General features: G+C 52.0%; 13 protein-coding genes. 3 read left to right on the top strand and 10 right to left on the bottom strand.

The genetic code is table 11. From position 1 onward, the window contains the following. Position 1: 1 nt before the first annotated feature. The 3 genes from IMCC3135_RS26870 to dctP form a co-directional block, all read right to left on the bottom strand. Entirely contained in the window at positions 2-1,327 is a 1,326-nt protein-coding gene (locus IMCC3135_RS26870) for a TRAP transporter large permease (protein WP_088920399.1), read from the bottom strand. After that, entirely contained in the window at positions 1,328-1,762 is a 435-nt protein-coding gene (locus IMCC3135_RS26865; protein ID WP_157736289.1) for a TRAP transporter small permease, read from the bottom strand. It lies immediately after the preceding gene. Positions 1,763-1,889: 127 nt separating this feature from the next. Continuing rightward, positions 1,890-2,873 (bottom strand): TRAP transporter substrate-binding protein DctP, encoded by a 984-nt coding sequence (gene dctP, locus IMCC3135_RS26860; protein WP_088920397.1) that lies wholly within the window; start codon positions 2,871-2,873, stop codon positions 1,890-1,892. 409 nt (positions 2,874-3,282) lie between these two features. On the opposite strand from dctP, the gene IMCC3135_RS26855 reads away from it, so the two are divergent. Beyond that, complete coding sequence (locus IMCC3135_RS26855; RefSeq protein WP_088920396.1) at positions 3,283-3,975, top strand: TetR/AcrR family transcriptional regulator; 693 nt, start codon at positions 3,283-3,285, stop codon at positions 3,973-3,975. Positions 3,976-4,169: 194 nt separating this feature from the next. Here the strand turns inward: IMCC3135_RS26855 and IMCC3135_RS26850 are convergent, their stop codons facing one another. The 7 genes from IMCC3135_RS26850 to IMCC3135_RS26820 all read right to left on the bottom strand — a co-directional run bounded on the left by IMCC3135_RS26850 (position 4,170) and on the right by IMCC3135_RS26820 (position 12,913). After that, positions 4,170-6,572 carry a GcvT family protein gene (locus IMCC3135_RS26850; protein ID WP_088920395.1) on the bottom strand — a complete coding sequence of 801 codons (2,403 nt, stop codon included), beginning with the start codon at positions 6,570-6,572 and terminating at the stop codon, positions 4,170-4,172. 255 nt (positions 6,573-6,827) lie between these two features. Further along, positions 6,828-7,286 carry an Lrp/AsnC family transcriptional regulator gene (locus tag IMCC3135_RS26845; protein ID WP_205737726.1) on the bottom strand — a complete coding sequence of 153 codons (459 nt, stop codon included), beginning with the start codon at positions 7,284-7,286 and terminating at the stop codon, positions 6,828-6,830. Positions 7,287-7,344: 58 nt separating this feature from the next. Continuing rightward, positions 7,345-8,025 (bottom strand): TetR/AcrR family transcriptional regulator, encoded by a 681-nt coding sequence (locus tag IMCC3135_RS26840; RefSeq protein ID WP_088920394.1) that lies wholly within the window; start codon positions 8,023-8,025, stop codon positions 7,345-7,347. Positions 8,026-8,034: 9 nt separating this feature from the next. Then, positions 8,035-8,592, bottom strand: coding sequence for a hypothetical protein (locus IMCC3135_RS26835; protein WP_088920393.1), 558 nt, complete (start codon positions 8,590-8,592; stop codon positions 8,035-8,037). Beyond that, positions 8,585-11,380, bottom strand: a complete 2,796-nt coding sequence (locus tag IMCC3135_RS26830) for a 2Fe-2S iron-sulfur cluster-binding protein (protein WP_088920392.1) — start codon at positions 11,378-11,380, stop codon at positions 8,585-8,587. The genes IMCC3135_RS26835 and IMCC3135_RS26830 overlap by 8 nt, the downstream gene beginning before the upstream one ends. After that, complete coding sequence (locus IMCC3135_RS26825; RefSeq protein ID WP_088920391.1) at positions 11,377-11,643, bottom strand: sarcosine oxidase subunit delta; 267 nt, start codon at positions 11,641-11,643, stop codon at positions 11,377-11,379. Before IMCC3135_RS26825 ends, IMCC3135_RS26830 begins: the two co-directional genes overlap by 4 nt. Positions 11,644-11,659: 16 nt before the next feature. After that, a complete protein-coding gene (locus IMCC3135_RS26820) occupies positions 11,660-12,913 on the bottom strand; it encodes a sarcosine oxidase subunit beta family protein (RefSeq protein WP_088920390.1) in 1,254 nt (417 codons plus the stop codon). Positions 12,914-13,394: 481 nt separating this feature from the next. Between IMCC3135_RS26820 and IMCC3135_RS26815 the strand changes: the two genes are divergently transcribed. Together IMCC3135_RS26815 and mdeB are read left to right on the top strand one after the other, a co-directional pair. Then, complete coding sequence (locus tag IMCC3135_RS26815; RefSeq protein ID WP_088920389.1) at positions 13,395-14,600, top strand: methionine gamma-lyase; 1,206 nt, start codon at positions 13,395-13,397, stop codon at positions 14,598-14,600. 32 nt (positions 14,601-14,632) lie between these two features. After that, positions 14,633-17,314 (top strand): alpha-ketoglutarate dehydrogenase, encoded by a 2,682-nt coding sequence (gene mdeB, locus IMCC3135_RS26810; RefSeq protein ID WP_205738180.1) that lies wholly within the window; start codon positions 14,633-14,635, stop codon positions 17,312-17,314. The last annotated feature ends 9 nt before the right edge of the window (positions 17,315-17,323 follow it).

The following is a 17,323-nucleotide window of genomic DNA, read 5'->3' as shown; positions in this document are numbered from 1 at the left end:
ATCAGTAGACGCCAAACAGCTTCGGCAGAAAGAGCGAGACTTGCGGGACAAATGTGACGATTAGCATGACCGGCAATGCGACATAAAAGATCAATCGCAGAGCAGGAGCTATCGCACTATGTATCGATGCCTTGCCAATTTTGCATGCCATATACAGGATAGGAGCCATCGGTGGGCTATTTGCCCCAATAACGACCGAGCAGGCAACAATTGATCCGAAATGGATGGGATCGACACCAGCAGACACCATCAGGGACATGAATAGGGGGGCAATTACAACCGTGACTGATACGTCATCCATGATCATGCCGACAAAAATTAGAAATGCATTCACAATCAGGAGAATCGCAATCTTGTTATCTGTCAGCGATGTGACAAAAACAGTTAAGTCCTGTGGCACGCTCTCCGCAACCATTATTCGACCGATCATGATTGAAAAAAGCAGAATCAGGATTATCGTACCTGTCGTCTCACCTGCGCTCAACAGACTTTGATAGAGGGTTTTGAGTGTGAGGTTTTTATAAACAAAAAAACCGATAAATATAGACAGGAAAACGGCGATAGAGGCCGCTTCGGTAGGCGTAGCGAAGCCACCATAGATACCGCCTAGAATAACAATCGGCATCATCAAGGCCGGAATCGCTTTCAGGGTTGATTTTACGAATCCATCTATTTCGGCCTGAGTTTTCTCGATACTGGAATCCTGTCCCAGCGCTAGCTGTTCTTCTTCGAATTTTTGAATGAATTTTCGACTGGCAATCTGATTGTAGATTATCAATCCCACTATCAGGATTATGGCGGGTCCAATCGTGGCGGCGAACAAGGCAGTGATTGATTGGCGTGTAATGACGCCGAACAAGATGAGCGTGATTGACGGGGGAATAAGGATACCCAACAGCGATGATATGCCCAGTAGGGAGCTGGAGTAAGCCCGAGGATAGCCACGCGCCGCTAGAGGATCTATCATGATAGTCCCAATCGAGGCGACGGCTGCAGTAGCTGTTCCGGAGATAGCTCCGAATACTGCGGAGGACATGACCATCGCGGCTCCCAAGCCAGATTTTTTGCCTCGAACAGATGCTTCCATGAAGTTGATAAGCCGCCTTGCGATTCCCCCCGATTCCATCAGGTAGCCGGCCAGGATAAACAAGGGAAGAGCAAGCAAAATTACGGAGTTCAGCCCGCGAAAACCCTGTAGAAGTAGTGTGCTTGTATTCGTATCATATGCCCAGACGAAATAGGCCAGGACACCCGCGAACGACCAGGCGACGGGTATGCCAAAGATCATCAACAGAACTAAAATAATAATTCCGATTATTGGTTCCATTTATCCCTCAGCTGTTTCTTGGGTTTTGTTCAAGCCTGCGAGTGCACGCAGAATATCTCGCACGGCATAGGCGACGAAAAATACAGAAGCGGCCAGCATCGGGGCCTGCTGCCATAATAATGGTAGGGAAAGTGCTGGAGTCGTTTGCGGACGTTTCAGTGACCAACCCAGCATGTGATAGGCCAGTGAGAGCATGAAAAGTGTTATTAAAAGCACAATCACCGAGCGGGTTACTTCGTAGAATGCTCGCGCACGCGGGTTGGTCAGAAAAGTTTCAATGAGATCGACCGTCAAGTGTTCCTTGTTCCGAGATGTCGATATGGCGCCCAGCATATAGAGCCAGAGGGCAAATATTGTTGCCAACTCCAGTATTCCGATCATTGAGGATCCAAAGAAATATCGCGACAACACAAGGAAGAAAATCAGTCCCGACATGACCATGCTTGAAACGACTATGAGCACGCTCACGGCTGCGTGAATATAGTGGTCTATTTCGTGAAGTAGTTTGATGGTTTCTCTCCCGTAAAGACGGCCGCAGCAGGTTTTCTACGACCACTTTTTATCAGTTCGCCTGAGCTCTGATTTTGGCCATGATATCTGCACCAATTTGTTCTTCCATAAGAGGCCAGACAGTGCTGCGAACGGCTTCTTTCATTGCCGCGACCTCTTCGGTGGAGGGTTCAATGTATTCCATTCCACCCGCCACTGCTCGAGCGATATTGGCTTCATCCTCGGTTTTTGCGTTGGCAAAACGTTCGTCCATCATCATGTTGGAAGTCTCGATGATCAGCTTTTGATGTTCATCCGAGAGTCCATCAAACGATTCTTCGTTTGCCAGAATATTACCGGTCACAAAGTCGTGGCGCGTGTGGACAAAGTAATCGAGCAATTCGCCAAAATATTCATAGTCCCAATAAATGACATTGCCCGAATCACCATTCACGACACCCGTCTGGATCGAGGTAAATACTTCACCCCATTCTAGAGCCTCGGTTTGATATCCCATAGCCTGCATGGTATTGGGAATTGGAAAAAACGGCTGAACGCGAACTTTGATATCGCCTGCATCTTTCATATTGGTTGCGTATTTACCTTTCGTCGCAACCCCTGCAAAACCTTCAGGCCAGGCGCCCAGATACTTTAATCCAATGCCGCTGAAAACCTCGTTCATGATAGTGCTTGCCCATCCCTCATAGTGGAACGCCTCGTTAGCTTCTTCCCAGCTTGAGACCATGAACGGTGTGTTGACAACCCCGATACGCTTGTCATAGGAGGTCGACGGCCAGCTCAACATCAGATCGACTTCCCCAGCGACAAAGAGGTCAAAAACCTCAAGCTGGCCGCCGAGTTCGTCTTGGTAAAAGACTTTGACATCGATCTCGCCGTTGGATCCCTCTTCGATCCGTTCGGCCCATTTTGCGATTGCCAACCCTGAAGGCGCATCTGCCGTTCCGGAGTCAGTTGCGATTTTCAACTCAATATCTGCCATAACGTTGGACGCAGACATTATCAGTGCGGCAGAAGTGCCAAGTAAAATAGTTCTCATTGGATTCCTCTCTGTTTCAGGGCAGCAGAATTGCCGCACGTTTTTCTAGGTAGCATTAGATAACGACTGTTATGTTATGTCAATACCCTTATTCAGGCGCTTGTTATTTAATATCGTTATAAAGTGCAAATATCATCGATGTCTGATAGCTTTTGATAACTTGTCATGTGTTGTACGTCGGCAATCGTTTCCGTCGCTGGAAACGTGATTATCTTTAAAAACATCGAGAAGACTCGAATGATAAGATGCACGCCTTGCGGAGCGTCTGCGCTCATTACTCGCGGCTTGTACAGGCCTTCTCTTTCAGGTCAATATGTGCCGCATTAGCACTAACCAACAGTCTTTTGACTCAGGTTACGTTAATCATTTGAAATGAGTCGGGGATCGGCATTAGACGCTGTCGATCGCTATGGTCGCGTTGATGTGTGGCATTCACTGGAATAAGAAAATATCAGGCATGGGTATTGGGGTAGAAAGAAACGGCGAAAGAAAAGCGGGTACGCTGACTCGAAATGACTGGATAGAAGCTGCAAAAGCAATTCTTGTATCCAAAGGCATTCGCGATCTCGGTTTGAGGCGACTGGCTACTACATTGAATGTCACGACGGGCGCGTTCTATTATCAGTTCAAGAACTTTGAGGAATTGCACGCCGCGGTTTTGCAGCACTGGGAGGAAACCAACGGCTGTGAAGTCGGTAACGTCCTGAAAAACAAGCAACTGAGCGCAGAGGAGCGGTATCTGTCCTATGTGCGAATCCTGTTTAATAACGAGTTGTTGGATCCGTCCTACGATGGAGCGATTCGCGAATGGGCGCGATCATCAGAGGATGTTTCGCGAGCCTTGAAAAGAGTTGATGCACTCAGGCTGCAGCAGTTCTTCGAATTATTCCTGGATTTGGGACTCAGCGAGACAGCAGCCGAGGTTAGGGCGCATCTTATTTACTTCCATCAAATCGGCTACTACCTGGTTGAATATTCCGAAACGAGAAAGGAACGTCTGAAGCGAATTCCTTACTATGCCGAGCTTTTTTGTCCAGGTTTGATACCGATAGATATCGGAGTCAGGGAGTTGGAAAAAATTATTCTTGGAGATATGGACTAATGTGATTTGTGCGCCAGTGATGGCGCTCGTTGCCGTCTTCCGGGCTTGCTCTATACCTGATAATGTTCGTGATGATCCCGTTTTTTATCAGCCACAGATATTTTCATCCGCGGCTGATGTCCTTTATTGGGATAGTTACGGAAAAGGAACATAATCTCGTGTAAAAATCTATTTCACGGATATATTCCATATTCTCACTTGCGCATGCGACCGCCTGTTGGATCGTAGGGAGACAATTCAATAATAGTGGCGGGGCGTTGTTCACCAACAATATCAACAATAATATCGTTGCCGATATCTGCATGCTCTACGTTGACTAATGCCATTGCATAAGACGCTTGCATTCTGTAACCATACCCGCCGCTGGTGGTCATGCCTATAACGCATCCATCTTTGCGAACGGGCTCGAACCCCCTGGCGTCAGCGTCACTGGCATCGATTTCGATCATCCGCAAGACCTGGGTAGGTGCGGAGGCTTTCCTTGCGGCTTCCCGTCCGATGAAATTGCCCTTGTCCCAAGCGATCCAGCGGTCAAACCCGGTCATTGACGGGGTATAGGCTTGAGTGAATTCTCCATTCCAGATACCTATGGACTTTTCCAATCGTAGCGACGACATGGCGCGGAACCCGATTTCACGAATACCCATGGGTGTGCCCGCCTCAAGCAGGCATTTGCGTAACCCTGCGTGTTCAACCGCCGAGCAATTGATTTCATAGGCCAGTTCGCCCGACAGTGAGAGGCGAGCAAGCTTGATCCGGTAAAGGCCCAGATCCACCGACCTGCAACTCATCATATTCAGAGAGGTGAGATCGGTAGCTGTCAGTGATTGGAGAAGTTCGCGCGCCTTCGGGCCATTGAGCGAGAATCCGCCAATGTAGTCGGACATGTCCCGGATAATGGCTTCTTCAATCTGGTGATCCTCGAACCACCGCATGTGCCAGCTACGCAGGTAGTAACTTCCCATCAGCCAATAGATGCCACCGCCCCAGTTGAAAACGGTCAAGTCACCTTTGAGTCGGCCATCTTCTGCCAACATGGGAGCAAGTTTGACCTTGCCCGGTTCGGGAAGCAGGCAGGACAATAGTTTGTCGAGGTATGCTTCCGCATTCGGGCCCGTGATTTCGTAGCGTGCGTAGGCTGAAATATCCATCAGACCAGCGGCATTTTGCACCGCCTCGCACTCCTTTGCCACGATATCGAAAGCTGCATTGCGGCGCAATGTACCAGGTTCGACAAAGTTACTGGAGGGAGCAAAATAAGCTGGCGCTTCCATGCCCCAGCTTTGTGTCCAGCGACAACCTGCTTCGCTCATGTCGACATAGGCTCCCGGTGTGCGCAAAGGCCGTCCTGCAGGTAGCTCTTCATTCGGATAAGTGATCATGAAGCGCCGTGCATAGAACTGCCCAGTGGTTTGGCGAATATATTCACGATTCGATTGGTGCAGACCGAAACGCGCTACATCCATTCCGTAAATATCACCTTCTGGTTGGCCATGAATCATCCATTCAGCCAAAGCCTTGCCGACACCGCCGCCCTGGCTGAAACCGGCCATTACTCCGCAGGCGACCCAATATCCACGCGGCCCAACCGGTCCTACCAATGGGTTACCGTCTGGCGCGAATGTGAATCCACCATTGATCCATTTCCGAATCCCAGTGTCAGCCAGGGATGGGTAACGTTCGAAGCCCACTTCAAGCTCGGGCATGATGCGATCTATGTCCGGTTGGATCAGATCCATCCCATAGTCCCAGGGCGCGCCATCCATCATCCAATGCTTGAAGTTGCGTTCGTAAACACCTAGCAGCAGACCATCGCGCTCTTGGCGAGAATACGTGAATCCGTCCAAGTCTATGATGACCGGCAATTCGCCGTCACGCTTACGCAGTTCTGGAATACCCTCAGTTACCAGATAGTGGTGCTCCATCGGCGTGACTGGCAGATCGACACCGGCCATCAGCCCACACTGCTTTGCCCAGAGGCCTGCTGCATTGACGACGTGTTCTGTATGGATCGTACCGTGTTCGGTAACGATATCCCAACTACCGTCAGTCCGCTGGTTCAAATCAAGAACGCGGTTGCGGAGGATAACTTCAGCACCCAGTTTTTTCGCAGCGCCCGCATAAGCATAGGTCACACCATTCGGATCAAGATACCCTTCGTTGTGGTCATACAATGCACCTTGAAGATCATCGGTAACGATAAAACCCCCGGTCATTTCTCGTACTTCGTCAGGCGTCACCAAACGCGCAGTGTCAATGCCAATAGCCTCAAAAGTCGACAGGCTCGCCTTGAGCATCTCCCAGCGGCGCGGGTCACTGGCCAGCATCAACCCACCGGTTTCGTGCATACCGACGCTCTGGCCGCTTGCTGCCTCGATCTCTTTATAAAGATTGATGGTGTAGGCCTGGAGCGCCGCGATATTCGGATCTGCATTCAGAGAAAAGTATCCTGCTGCTGCGTGCCAGGTGGAGCCAGCTGTCAGTTCAGCACGCTCAACGAGGGCGACGTCAGTCCATCCAAATTTTGCAAGATGGTACAGCACGGAAACACCGACGACTCCGCCACCTATAACGACCGTCTGATAAGAGCTTTTCATTGATTATTCTCCTGAATACAACAGGGCTGATCGGTTCAAAACTGAGCAGTTTGACGTTTTGCCTGCCTTCTGAGATCAGCAAGCCCAACGCAGTATTTATCCAGTGAAACTTTTGTATTTCCGAACCAGGGCTTGGGATGGTTTCACTTTGCTTCAATTTACGGAGTGAGCTCTCTACTCTTTAATTCAACGTACGCAGTATTATCTATGGCTAATGCACTTTGCCAGAGTCTTTTTCTTTAATTGGAAAACGCTTCATATTTCCGGATAAACAGCTGTATGCTTCACGATACTGTAAGAAATGCTTGTATCGATCGAGGCTATACAGCCGATAGAATGCAAGCGGTTTCTGATAAAGTCATCGTACCCGTCCAGATCTTTGACAACTACATGGAGCAGGTAGTCCTGCACTCCGGTCAATAAATAACAAGCCAGGATTTCATCGATTAATCTGACTTGGCTTTCAAAGTTTGTAACGGTCTCTTTTGTGTGATTTGTCAGTCGAACAGAAATGAAGGCCAGCAAAGACAGGCCGTATTTTCTGGGATCGATCTCGGCACTGTATCCGCGGATTACATTGCTTTCCTCAAGATTACGAAGACGGCGCAGGCAAGGGGAAGGAGAGAGGTTTACCTTCTGTGCAAGGGCTTGATTGGTGATCCTGCCATCACGTTGCAGCGCACGCACTATTTGTCGATCCTTTGAATCCATCATCGTTCTCGGTTCGGTTGTTGCTCGCAACACAGGCCAGGGCACAGTCTAAGAAAGGCCTTCATGGCGCCTTGCGGCAAGCCTGTACGGCCCCGACGTTTACTCGGTGACGGAAGCCAGTCAAGGCCGCACGCACCTCTTCAGGCTTAGTACAGTCGAGCAGCCAGGTATCCCCGGACATGGCTGCGGCGTAATGCGGCAAGTGCATCAGCCGACTCGCTAAATCCTCTTCGACCTTCATTGTGTAATAGCCAATCTGGTGATAGTACATCATGCGCGCTCGAACCAGAGCTGCAATGGGCTCGTGTCCGAAGTCTTCGAAAATTCCCTGGTAAAGACCGATCCGGCTAACATCTACACGTCGCATAATCCGACCGACCAGGCTGGATGTCTTGCTCCATTCTCTGATCGCGACATCTAAACCGGGATTAAAATCCGGGCTTAGAACCCAGACATAAGCAAGCGCAAGATATTGTTCTCTGGGACTCTTTTCGGCCAACTCAAATGTTGAAAAAAAAGGTTTGACATTCGAATTCAACCAATCACGAAGCAAGGCCCGATGCAAGCTTTGGCGATTTTTGAAATGCCAGTAGAAGCTGCCAGGTGTCACACCAAGTTCCCGAGCCAAGGGTTCGACTTTCACACTTGAAATTCCTTCTGCGATCAGCCGCTTTCGCGATGCTGCCACCCAGTCAGCAGCAGATATGGTTCCTGCTCTAGAGGCTCTCTTTTTTTTTGTCATAGTGGGCGCCTAAGGGTTATAGGACTCAGCGTTCGCCCGTTGAAGTTGCGCTACCAACACGAACTGCTGTTGAAGCATGTCCCAAGCGGCTTCGAGATATGCTGATCGGATATGCAGGCGGTACTTGTTCTCGTGCCGGTAAATCAGGCAAGAAAATCCATGCCACAGGCGTGCGGCCGATGGGCTAGAGGTGGCTGCAGAATACTCGGTCCCGGTGGCAATGATACGTTCGGCATCTGTCCCGGAAATTTCAATGACGCAGTAGGCCGATGACATATCGGCAATTGCGACACCGGTACCTTCATGCCAGCCATCCTCTAGCTGCACGCCGTTGATGATCAGAATTCGATCTCTACGTTGTCGAATGGCATAGCTGTCTCCATTGGCAACCTCATGGCTTCCTACCGCGGGCTGGCACATACCGGCAAGCTCAAGACAAGAAGAATAATCGCCGCTCAGAACCGTTTGACGTTCTATTGCAACAATCCGTGCAGTTACTGCCTGAGCGACCAGCTCTGGCCTTGCTTCTGATGGGGCCGCAGCCCATCGGTTGCGATCGTCACGCATCGAGACGTTCTCCTTCCTGATCAAAGGCACAGGGGAGGGTGACATGCGCTGTTGAGCTTTCCCCCATATGCCAGACACTGACATTCTGACCCATCAAGTCAGCTCCGGAACTCACTAATGCCAACGCAATCGGACGTTCAAGTGTCGGGCTCTCATGGCTTGATGTGACATAGCCCAACGACACCTTTCTACCGTTTCGAGCATCGACAATATGAGCTCCGACAGGCAGCATGCAGGCTCCAGGATCAACTTGCAGTCCGACTAGCTGCTTGCGATCCGTTCGATTGGCGTTTTGGTTGTGCAAGCTACGATCTCCTGCAAATGCCGCCTTTTTCTTCAGGCGCGGTACGGTAAAGCCAAGATCATGCGGCATGGTTTCTCCATCAGTATCCTTGCCAACGAGGATATATCCTTTCTCGGCACGCAGCACGGTAAGCGCTTCGGCCCCAACAGGGCCTGCCCCGAATGGTTTCCCCATTTCCAATGCTGCTGCCCAAAGTTCTTTGACGTAGTCATTACGGACCGAAATTTCATAACTGGTATCACCGGTGAAACTGACTCGTGCCACACGGGCGGGTCTTCCATTGAAACTACCCATCTTCAGCGACATGTGCGCAAAGTTGGTCAGCTCATCCAGGACGTTCAGTGCCGCTACTATATCTCTTGCCTTGGGGCCGGCTACGGTGACAGTCGACCAGTTTTGCGTGGTGTCATGAATGAATACTCGTGAGGGATCAAACTTGTCCTGGCGCCAGTTCTCCAGGTGAGCCATGACACTGTCTGCGTGCGATGAAGAGCACGAGATGATGAACCGATTGTCGTTGACACAAGCCATGACGCCATCATCAAAAACCAACCCTGATTCGGTCAGCATGAACCCATAGCGAATACGGCCGGGTTGCAGATTCGACATTGTATTGTAGTACACGAAATTGACCAGATCACGCGCATCCGGGCCAACAACCTCGATCGTACCCAGTGCTGAGCCATCCATGATGGCAGCTGCGTTACGGGCAATGCAGCATTCACGAAGCACTGCCGTTTTCTCATCGGAGCCGCCATACCAGGCGGGTCTGAGCCAGCCGCCGTATTCGCCCATGGCCGCGTCAAGCTTCCGGTGATCGGGTTCTAGCGCTAGACGCTTCAATGGCCCCATTCGCGTGCCTTTATGAGCGCCACTATAGGTTTCAAGAGGTACTGGGACAAACGGCGGGCGGAATGTGGTTGTGCCCACTTCGGGAATGGGTTTTCCCTGCAATTTCGCCATTGTCGCCAACGCTGGCATGTTCGATATCTTGCCCTGATCGCCAGCCATGCCCAGTGTGGTATAGCGCTTCAGGTGTTCGACCGACACCATGTTTTCCTGTTTAGCGAGGGCAATGTCCTTGACCGTAACATCATGCTGAAAATCAAGCCATTGCCGACCCTTTGCCGACAGATCGGGCCAAAGAGGCGGAAGTGTATAGCTTGCACGCCTGTGTACACGCATACCGAGTGCTACAGACTTTGCCTCGTCGATCGCTGTTTCCAGGTCATAGGTACCGTTTGCCGCACCTATGGCCTGCAACCAGTCTGGTCCCTTGCCGGGAAGGAACGCCTGGCGTGGCTCGTCCCAATCGAGTTTGCCTCCTGCATGCCGCCAAAGATGTATTGCTGGAGTCAGCCCACCAGAGGCCAGAACGGTATCGCAAGGGTATATCTCACTGCCGATTTGCAAGGCCTTGACGCCGCGTCGTCCCTTTATTTCAGCTGTCTCTCGGGTTGCGTCGAATTCCTGAACGTGTGCTCCGGCGTCGCGGAACAGCTGTGCCATTAACTGTTTATCGGGTCTGTTGGATAAGACTGCAATTCGCTCGCCTACAAGCACGCCGTACCTGGCCAGAAAATCGGCAGCTCCTTCCAGAGACATCACTCCCGGTCGATCATTGTTGGTAAACGTGACAGGCCGGTCGATAGCACCGCTTGCAAGAATTACGGAATCGGGGCGTACCTTGCGTACAACCGGGGCGACACCAACACCGCGATCCTCGATCAAGGAGATAGCCCGATGATCGTAGATGCCAATTGCTGTCGTGCGTGAAAGAGCTCGCCCGCCCGCGGCTCGGATGGCGGAAATTTGATCGTTGACCCAGTCGACTGGATTCTGTCCATCGATCAGATCCGCTCTGGCTAGTATTCTGCCCCCGAAGTCTGCGTGATCTTCGACAATCAACACAGAGCGCCCGCCTTCGGCTGCGGTGCGTGCGGCGGCCAATCCTGCAGCGCCACCACCTATGATCAATAGCTCGCAGCTTTCGTGCAGAATGACTGCATCATAGCCTTCGACAACCTCGTCGCTCAATGTGCCCATGCCAGCCATTTTGCGAATCATTGGTTCGAACAGGTGCCAGTCGGGCCACATGAACATTTTGTAGTAGAAGCCTGCAGGCAAAAAGCGGCTACCCAAGTCCAGCATCGCTTTCACGTCAAATGAAGCGTTGGGCCATGCATTGATCGATCGCACATCCATGCCGTCGATCAACTGTGTCGTCGTCGCCTGGCAATTAGGAAAAGTGACCTCATCGACGCGAATATCCACGATCGCATTGGGATCATCATTCCAACTACCCCAGACCCCTCGAGGGCGGTGATACTTGAAGCTACGTGCAAATATCCGAACACCAGAGGCCAATAACGCAGAGGCCACGGTGTCGCCACTAAAGCCTGTGTAGGACTGTCCGTCGAAACGAAAGCACAGCTTGCTCGTGGGATCAATTATCCCGCGGCCTTCAAGACGTTGTGCGCTCATGCAATGTCCTTTCTGAGGCTGTGCGCTCCAATGACATCCATGGTTGCAGTATCGCGCTCCATGACGAAGTATTCCTGGCAAGGTGTATGGACCCAGATTTCACGAGTCGGTCCTCTGGAGTTTTTGAGATTGAACAGGTAATCTGCCCATTCAGCATCACTTATCGTTTGAGTTGTGTCCGGGCGAATCTTGTCCGCCTCTCCCGCGAAGTGGAATTCGCGCTCGTCGCGAGGGCCACAAAAAGGACATGGGAAGCTTTGCATGTCTGGTTTCCTTGTATCAGTGTGCGATGCCGGATCCGGCCGCTTCGTCAAGCATGCGACCGGTACTAAACCTGTCGAGATCGAAGGGACGGCTGATTTCATGGTGACTGCCTGTTGCCAGGAGGTGTGCAAACAGATAGCCACCAGCAGGAATAGCTTTGAAACCACCTGTTCCCCAGCCGCAGTTGACATAAATGCCGTCGGTCCCTGACGGTCCGATCAAGGGCGAACTGTCGGGGCTGACATCAACGTTACCTGCCCAATGGCGAAGCAATTTGACTTTAGCGAGTGCTGGTGCCATTTCGATAATTCCCGACAGCACTGTTTCCTGCATGGGGGTGTTACCTCGTTGCGCGTAGGAGGGGATGCGATCAAGCGCCCCGCCGATCACAAGACCACCCTTGTCGGACTGGCTGAAATAACTTCCCGTCATCGGCGAAAACGCAACCGTATCCATTACCGGCTTGACCGCTTCAGTCACGAATGCTTGAAGTGCATAGGAATGGATCGGGAGTGTGTAGCCTCCCATCTCGGCCAATACAGAGGAGTGTCCGGCCACTGCGACGCCGACTCGATCTGCATGAATTTTGCCCTTGGTAGTCTCTACGCCATTACAACGACCGCCCTGGATCGAAAAACCGGTGACTTCGCAGTTCTGGATGATGTCGACTCCCAACTCATCCGCAGCGCGGGCGTAGCCCCATGCCACCGCATCATGGCGTGCTGTGCCGGCTCGACCCTGCCAGATGGCACCATGAATCGGATAACGCGCGTCATCGCGAAAATTCAAGATAGGAGCTTTTTTCTGTACATCTCTGGCGTCGAGCAATTCGGCATCGGCCCCATTCAACTGCATGGCGTTGACTGTTCGCGCAGCAATTTCCATTTCGGCTTCGGAATGAGACAAAACCAGCATTCCGCGCTGCGAGAACATCACGTTGTAGTTGATCTCACGTGCAAGGTTTTCGTAGAGCCGAACCGAAAGGTCATACAGCCTCGTGCTCTCAGGATAGAAGTAGTTCGAGCGGATGATCGTGGTGTTGCGACCGGTATTGCCACCACCGAGCCAGCCTTTTTCAATCACGGCAATACGGCGTACGTTATGGTTTTTTGCCAGATAATACGCAGTAGCCAATCCGTGGCCACCACCACCGATGATGATCACATCATAGTTGGTTTGTGGTTCAGGACTACGCCAGAGAGGTTGCCAGCCTGTATGTCCTCGTAGTCCCTCACGCAGGACTTTGAGTGCGGAATAGGAGCGCATCATTTTGTTTCCTTATGGTCTTGCTGTTCGATTTCAGGCAGCCGGAATTGGGCGGCCACTTCAATATCCCGACAATGCTGGATGCGGGGTTCAAGGTTGGCTGAACTCCAGGAGGTGCGATACAGATCGGTAGAACGGTGCTGATGGTAGGCCAGGACTTAAGATGTGCTCATAAGGCTCTGTCGATTGGCAGGTGGCGGAAAAGTATTGATTTTTTAACCGTAGGCTTCCCTATGGAAAAATGTGACACATTTTCTGAAACTTGGCAAGAATTATTGAAACAGCCTGCAAACAAGGTAACCATCGCTCAGTGGACAGCGCATCGACATGAGCCTGTTCAAGGTGCTGGGGTAAAGGTAGAAACCGGTCAAAAACAGACCGATGGCAGCATAATCTGCCAATAATCAATAATTACCCCGTCGTATTTGGTGAAAAACACCCGTTCATCTCCTTGAATATTGCTGCAAGCAATGGAGATCCGCCGATGAACGACTCTCAATCCGATTTCGCTACCCGCGCTATACACCACGGGTACGATCCAAGACAGAACGAAGGGGCACTCACTCCGCCTTTGCATTTGACGTCGACCTTCGTATTTGAAAGTGCCGAGGTGGGTGCAGAAATGTTTGCTGGCGAACGGTCGGGACATTTCTACTCGCGCATCTCGAATCCGACAAACGACCTTCTGGAGCGTCGGATTGCAAGCCTTGAAGGGGCAGAGGCCGGTCTGGCCCTCGCTTCAGGCATGGGCGCGATCACCTCCACGCTATGGACATTGTTAGCGCCAGGAGATGAGCTGATCATCGATAAAACTCTTTATGGCTGCACTTTTTCCTTCATGCAACATGGGCTGACAAAATTTGGAATTACTGTCACACCGATCGACATGACCGAGCCTCAGAATCTGAAAGAGGCTATCAGCGAAAAGACTCGCGTAATCTATTTTGAAACACCAGCCAATCCCAACATGCGGCTGGTAGATATAGAAGCGGTTTCGACTATTGCCAGATCTTACGGTGCAACGGTTGTTGTCGATAATACGTATGCAACACCCTTTCTTACCAGACCGCTGGAATTTGGTGCAGATATAGTCGTGCACTCAGCGACCAAATACCTGGGCGGGCATGGCGATCTGGTAGCCGGCCTTGTTGTCGGCAGCGGCGAGATGGTCAAGCAGATACGCCTGATCGGCATGAAAGACATGACTGGAGCCGTTATGTCACCCTTCAATGCGATGCTGGTAATGCGTGGAATCAAGACACTTGCTTTGCGGATGGACCGCCACTGCCAGAGTGCAATGACTATCGCCCGGATGCTGGAAGAGCATCCGGCGGTGCCAGAGGTGTACTTCCCAGGTCTGGAGAGTTTTCCCCAGCACTCGCTTGCTCAAAAACAGATGCCAGGGTATGGCGGCATGATCGCGTTTGAACTGCACGGTGGGATTGCGGCGGGGCGCGCCATGATGAACCGGCTGACAATGATTGGGCGGGCGGTATCACTGGGAGATGCAGAGACTCTGATTCAGCACCCTGCCAGCATGACCCACTCAACCTACACCCCCGAAGAACGTGCCGTGTACGGTATCAGCGACGGCTTGATCCGTTTGTCAGTAGGGCTGGAAGGCATCGATGACATTCTGGCTGATCTGACACAAGCATTACCACCCGTGAAATACAGCAAGAGCGCTTGATTCGCGACACAACGAGGAGGGAGAGCATGAACATGCAAGAGAATCCGAACTGGGCAACCCGGTTCGTTGATGCGGATCCGGAGGAGACCCGTGAGTGGGTGGAGTCTCTTCTGAGTGTCAAGCAATCGGCGGGAGATGAGCGTGCGCAGTTCCTTCTGAAACAGTTGAGGAATACGGCCCGGCTTGAGGGGCTTTTGAAAGATGAACAATCTTATTCATCGTACCGCAACACCGTCCCCATTGAGGCGCAAGGTGCTTACCCGGGGAACCTGGCGATCGAATCTCGATTGACATCGATCATGCGATGGAATGCTCTGGCCATGGTCGTACGGGCCAACGAGGCCTATGGAGGGCTGGGAGGGCACGTCGCCAGCTATGCCTCGGCGGCCGAGATCTTCGAGACTGGCTTCAATCATTTCTTTCGCGCACGCACCGAGGATTTCGGAGGAGATCTGGTTTATTTTCAACCACACTCAGCTCCCGGTATCTATTCGCGTGCTTATCTGGAAGGGCGTTTGAGTCGCGATCAGCTGGATAACTACCGACAGGAAGTTGCAGGTAACGGGCTCTGCTCCTACCCACACCCCTGGTTGATGCCGGATTTCTGGCAGGTTCCAACTGGCTCCATGGGCATTGGCCCTCTTAGTGCGGTCTATCAGGCCCGCTACATGCGCTACCTGGAGGCGCGAGGCTTGAGCGACACGCAAGAACGTCATGTCTGGGGTGTTTTTGGGGACGGCGAAATGGATGAGCCAGAATCGATTGCCGGGTTGACGCTCGCTGCCCGTGAACGGCTCGACAATCTGACCTTTATTGTCAACTGCAACCTGCAACGTCTGGATGGTCCGGTACGCGGAAATGGACAGGTGATTCAAGAGCTGGAATCGCTTTTCATCGGCGCAGGCTGGAATGTCATCAAGGTGCTCTGGGGGACTGAGTGGGATGAGCTATTCGCCCGTGACAAGGACAATGTATTACTCAGCCGGTTTGCTGAAACCGTTGATGGCGAGTACCAGAACCTGGGTGCCAAGGATGGTGACTACAACCGTGAGAAGTTCTTCAATGCCGATCCACGCTCAGCGGCGCTTGTCAGCCACATGAGCGACGCCGAGATCAACAATCTCAAGCGTGGTGGTCACGATATGCGCAAGCTCCATGCTGCTTTCACTGCTGCCAAAGCGGAAAAAGGGCGTCCCACGGTCATCCTGGCAAAAACCAAGAAGGGTTATGGAATGGGCGGGGCTGGAGAATCCAGGATGATTGCCCATCAGGCCAAGAAGCTTGATACCCAGGCGCTGTATCAATTCCGTGACCGATTTGATTTACCGATGTCTGACAAGGCTGTCGAAGATTTCGATATCTTCGTGCCCGATCCCAACAGCGAGGAAATGGAATATCTGCACGAGCGGCGTGCCGCCCTGGGTGGGTATCTACCTAAGCGTGTCCGTAAAGCTCCACAAGCGTCGGTAGTTGCCGTACCTCCGGTAAGTCAGTACGGAAAATTTGCACTGGAGGCGAACGGCAAGCAGATGTCCACCACGATGGCAGCCGTACGAATGATGGGCGGGTTGCTCAAGGACAAGTCCTTTGGCCCGCGTATCGTGCCCATTGTGGCGGATGAAGCCCGCACTTTCGGCATGGATAACCTGTTTCGACAAATCGGAATCTACGCGCCGGACGGGCAACTTTACACGCCCGAAGACGCAGGCTCGATGATGTATTACAAGGAGGCAGAAGCTGGTCAGCTTCTGGAAGAGGGCATCACGGAGGCTGGAGCACTGTCGTCCTGGACGGCTGCCGCAACTTCGTATTCGATTCATGGTATGCCCATGCTGCCAATCTATATCTACTATTCCATGTTTGGCTTTCAGCGTGTCGGTGATCTGATCTGGGCTGCTGCTGATCAGCGTGCGCGCGGCTTTCTTCTGGGGGCTACAGCGGGCCGCACCACGCTGTCTGGTGAAGGTTTGCAACACCAGGATGGGACCAGTCAACTGATTGCCGCAACCGTCCCGAACTGTCGCAGTTATGACCCAGCCTTTGCCTACGAGTTGGCAGTCATCATGGATTACGGTACCCGTCGGATGATGACGGATCAGATCGACGAGTTCTATTATCTGACAGTGATGAATGAGAATTATCCCCAACCATCGCTACCTCCAGGCACTGAGGAGGGTATTGTCAAAGGGCTGTACCGAATGGAAAGTTGCGGCACCGGCAAAGCGATAGTCAATCTGATCGGCTCAGGCACAATCCTGATGGAAGTCAGAGCTGCCGCAAAGATCCTCGAACAGGAATTTGATATCGCTTCGGATGTATTCAGTGCTACCAGTTTCTGCGAACTGGCCCGCGAGGCGGAAGAGACCGAACGCCAGAACCGACTTGACCCACAGGTAATTCCGCGTGAAACCTATGTGCAGAAATGTCTTGGGTCTGAAGCTGCTGTGATTGCGGCGACTGATTATGTGCGTGCAGTTCCGCAAATGATCGCATCGTACCTGACGCAACGATTTATCGCACTGGGCACAGATGGGTTTGGGCGTAGCGACCAGCGAAGTGTCCTGAGATCTTTCTTCGAGATGGATCGCCATAGCATTGCGCTGGCCGCCATCGAAGCGCTGGAACGTGAGGGCAAGATACCTGCTGGCGTTCAAACGAGAGCAATCAAGACACTCGGTCTCTCGGCGGGCAAGCCTGCGCCCTGGACGCTATGAGGAGTTTAT

The sequence above is a fragment of the Granulosicoccus antarcticus IMCC3135 genome, assembly GCF_002215215.1.
GTDB lineage: Bacteria > Pseudomonadota > Gammaproteobacteria > Granulosicoccales > Granulosicoccaceae > Granulosicoccus > Granulosicoccus antarcticus.
This window is presented reverse-complemented; position numbering and strand designations above follow the sequence as displayed.

What these genes read in the sequence shown, in the direction of transcription:
- dctP (WP_088920397.1), bottom strand. Translation starts at nt 2,873, where the DNA reads ATGAGAACTATTTTACTTGGCACTTCTGCCGCACTGATAATGTCTGCG.
- IMCC3135_RS26865 (WP_157736289.1), bottom strand. Translation starts at nt 1,762, where the DNA reads ATGTCGGGACTGATTTTCTTCCTTGTGTTGTCGCGATATTTCTTTGGA.
- IMCC3135_RS26840 (WP_088920394.1), bottom strand. Translation starts at nt 8,025, where the DNA reads ATGACAAAAAAAAAGAGAGCCTCTAGAGCAGGAACCATATCTGCTGCT.
- IMCC3135_RS26850 (WP_088920395.1), bottom strand. Translation starts at nt 6,572, where the DNA reads ATGAAAAGCTCTTATCAGACGGTCGTTATAGGTGGCGGAGTCGTCGGT.
- IMCC3135_RS26825 (WP_088920391.1), bottom strand. Translation starts at nt 11,643, where the DNA reads ATGCAAAGCTTCCCATGTCCTTTTTGTGGCCCTCGCGACGAGCGCGAA.
- mdeB (WP_205738180.1), top strand. Translation starts at nt 14,633, where the DNA reads ATGCAAGAGAATCCGAACTGGGCAACCCGGTTCGTTGATGCGGATCCG.
- IMCC3135_RS26835 (WP_088920393.1), bottom strand. Translation starts at nt 8,592, where the DNA reads ATGCGTGACGATCGCAACCGATGGGCTGCGGCCCCATCAGAAGCAAGG.
- IMCC3135_RS26830 (WP_088920392.1), bottom strand. Translation starts at nt 11,380, where the DNA reads ATGAGCGCACAACGTCTTGAAGGCCGCGGGATAATTGATCCCACGAGC.
- IMCC3135_RS26855 (WP_088920396.1), top strand. Translation starts at nt 3,283, where the DNA reads ATGGTCGCGTTGATGTGTGGCATTCACTGGAATAAGAAAATATCAGGC.
- IMCC3135_RS26820 (WP_088920390.1), bottom strand. Translation starts at nt 12,913, where the DNA reads ATGATGCGCTCCTATTCCGCACTCAAAGTCCTGCGTGAGGGACTACGA.
- IMCC3135_RS26870 (WP_088920399.1), bottom strand. Translation starts at nt 1,327, where the DNA reads ATGGAACCAATAATCGGAATTATTATTTTAGTTCTGTTGATGATCTTT.
- IMCC3135_RS26815 (WP_088920389.1), top strand. Translation starts at nt 13,395, where the DNA reads ATGAACGACTCTCAATCCGATTTCGCTACCCGCGCTATACACCACGGG.
- IMCC3135_RS26845 (WP_205737726.1), bottom strand. Translation starts at nt 7,286, where the DNA reads ATGATGGATTCAAAGGATCGACAAATAGTGCGTGCGCTGCAACGTGAT.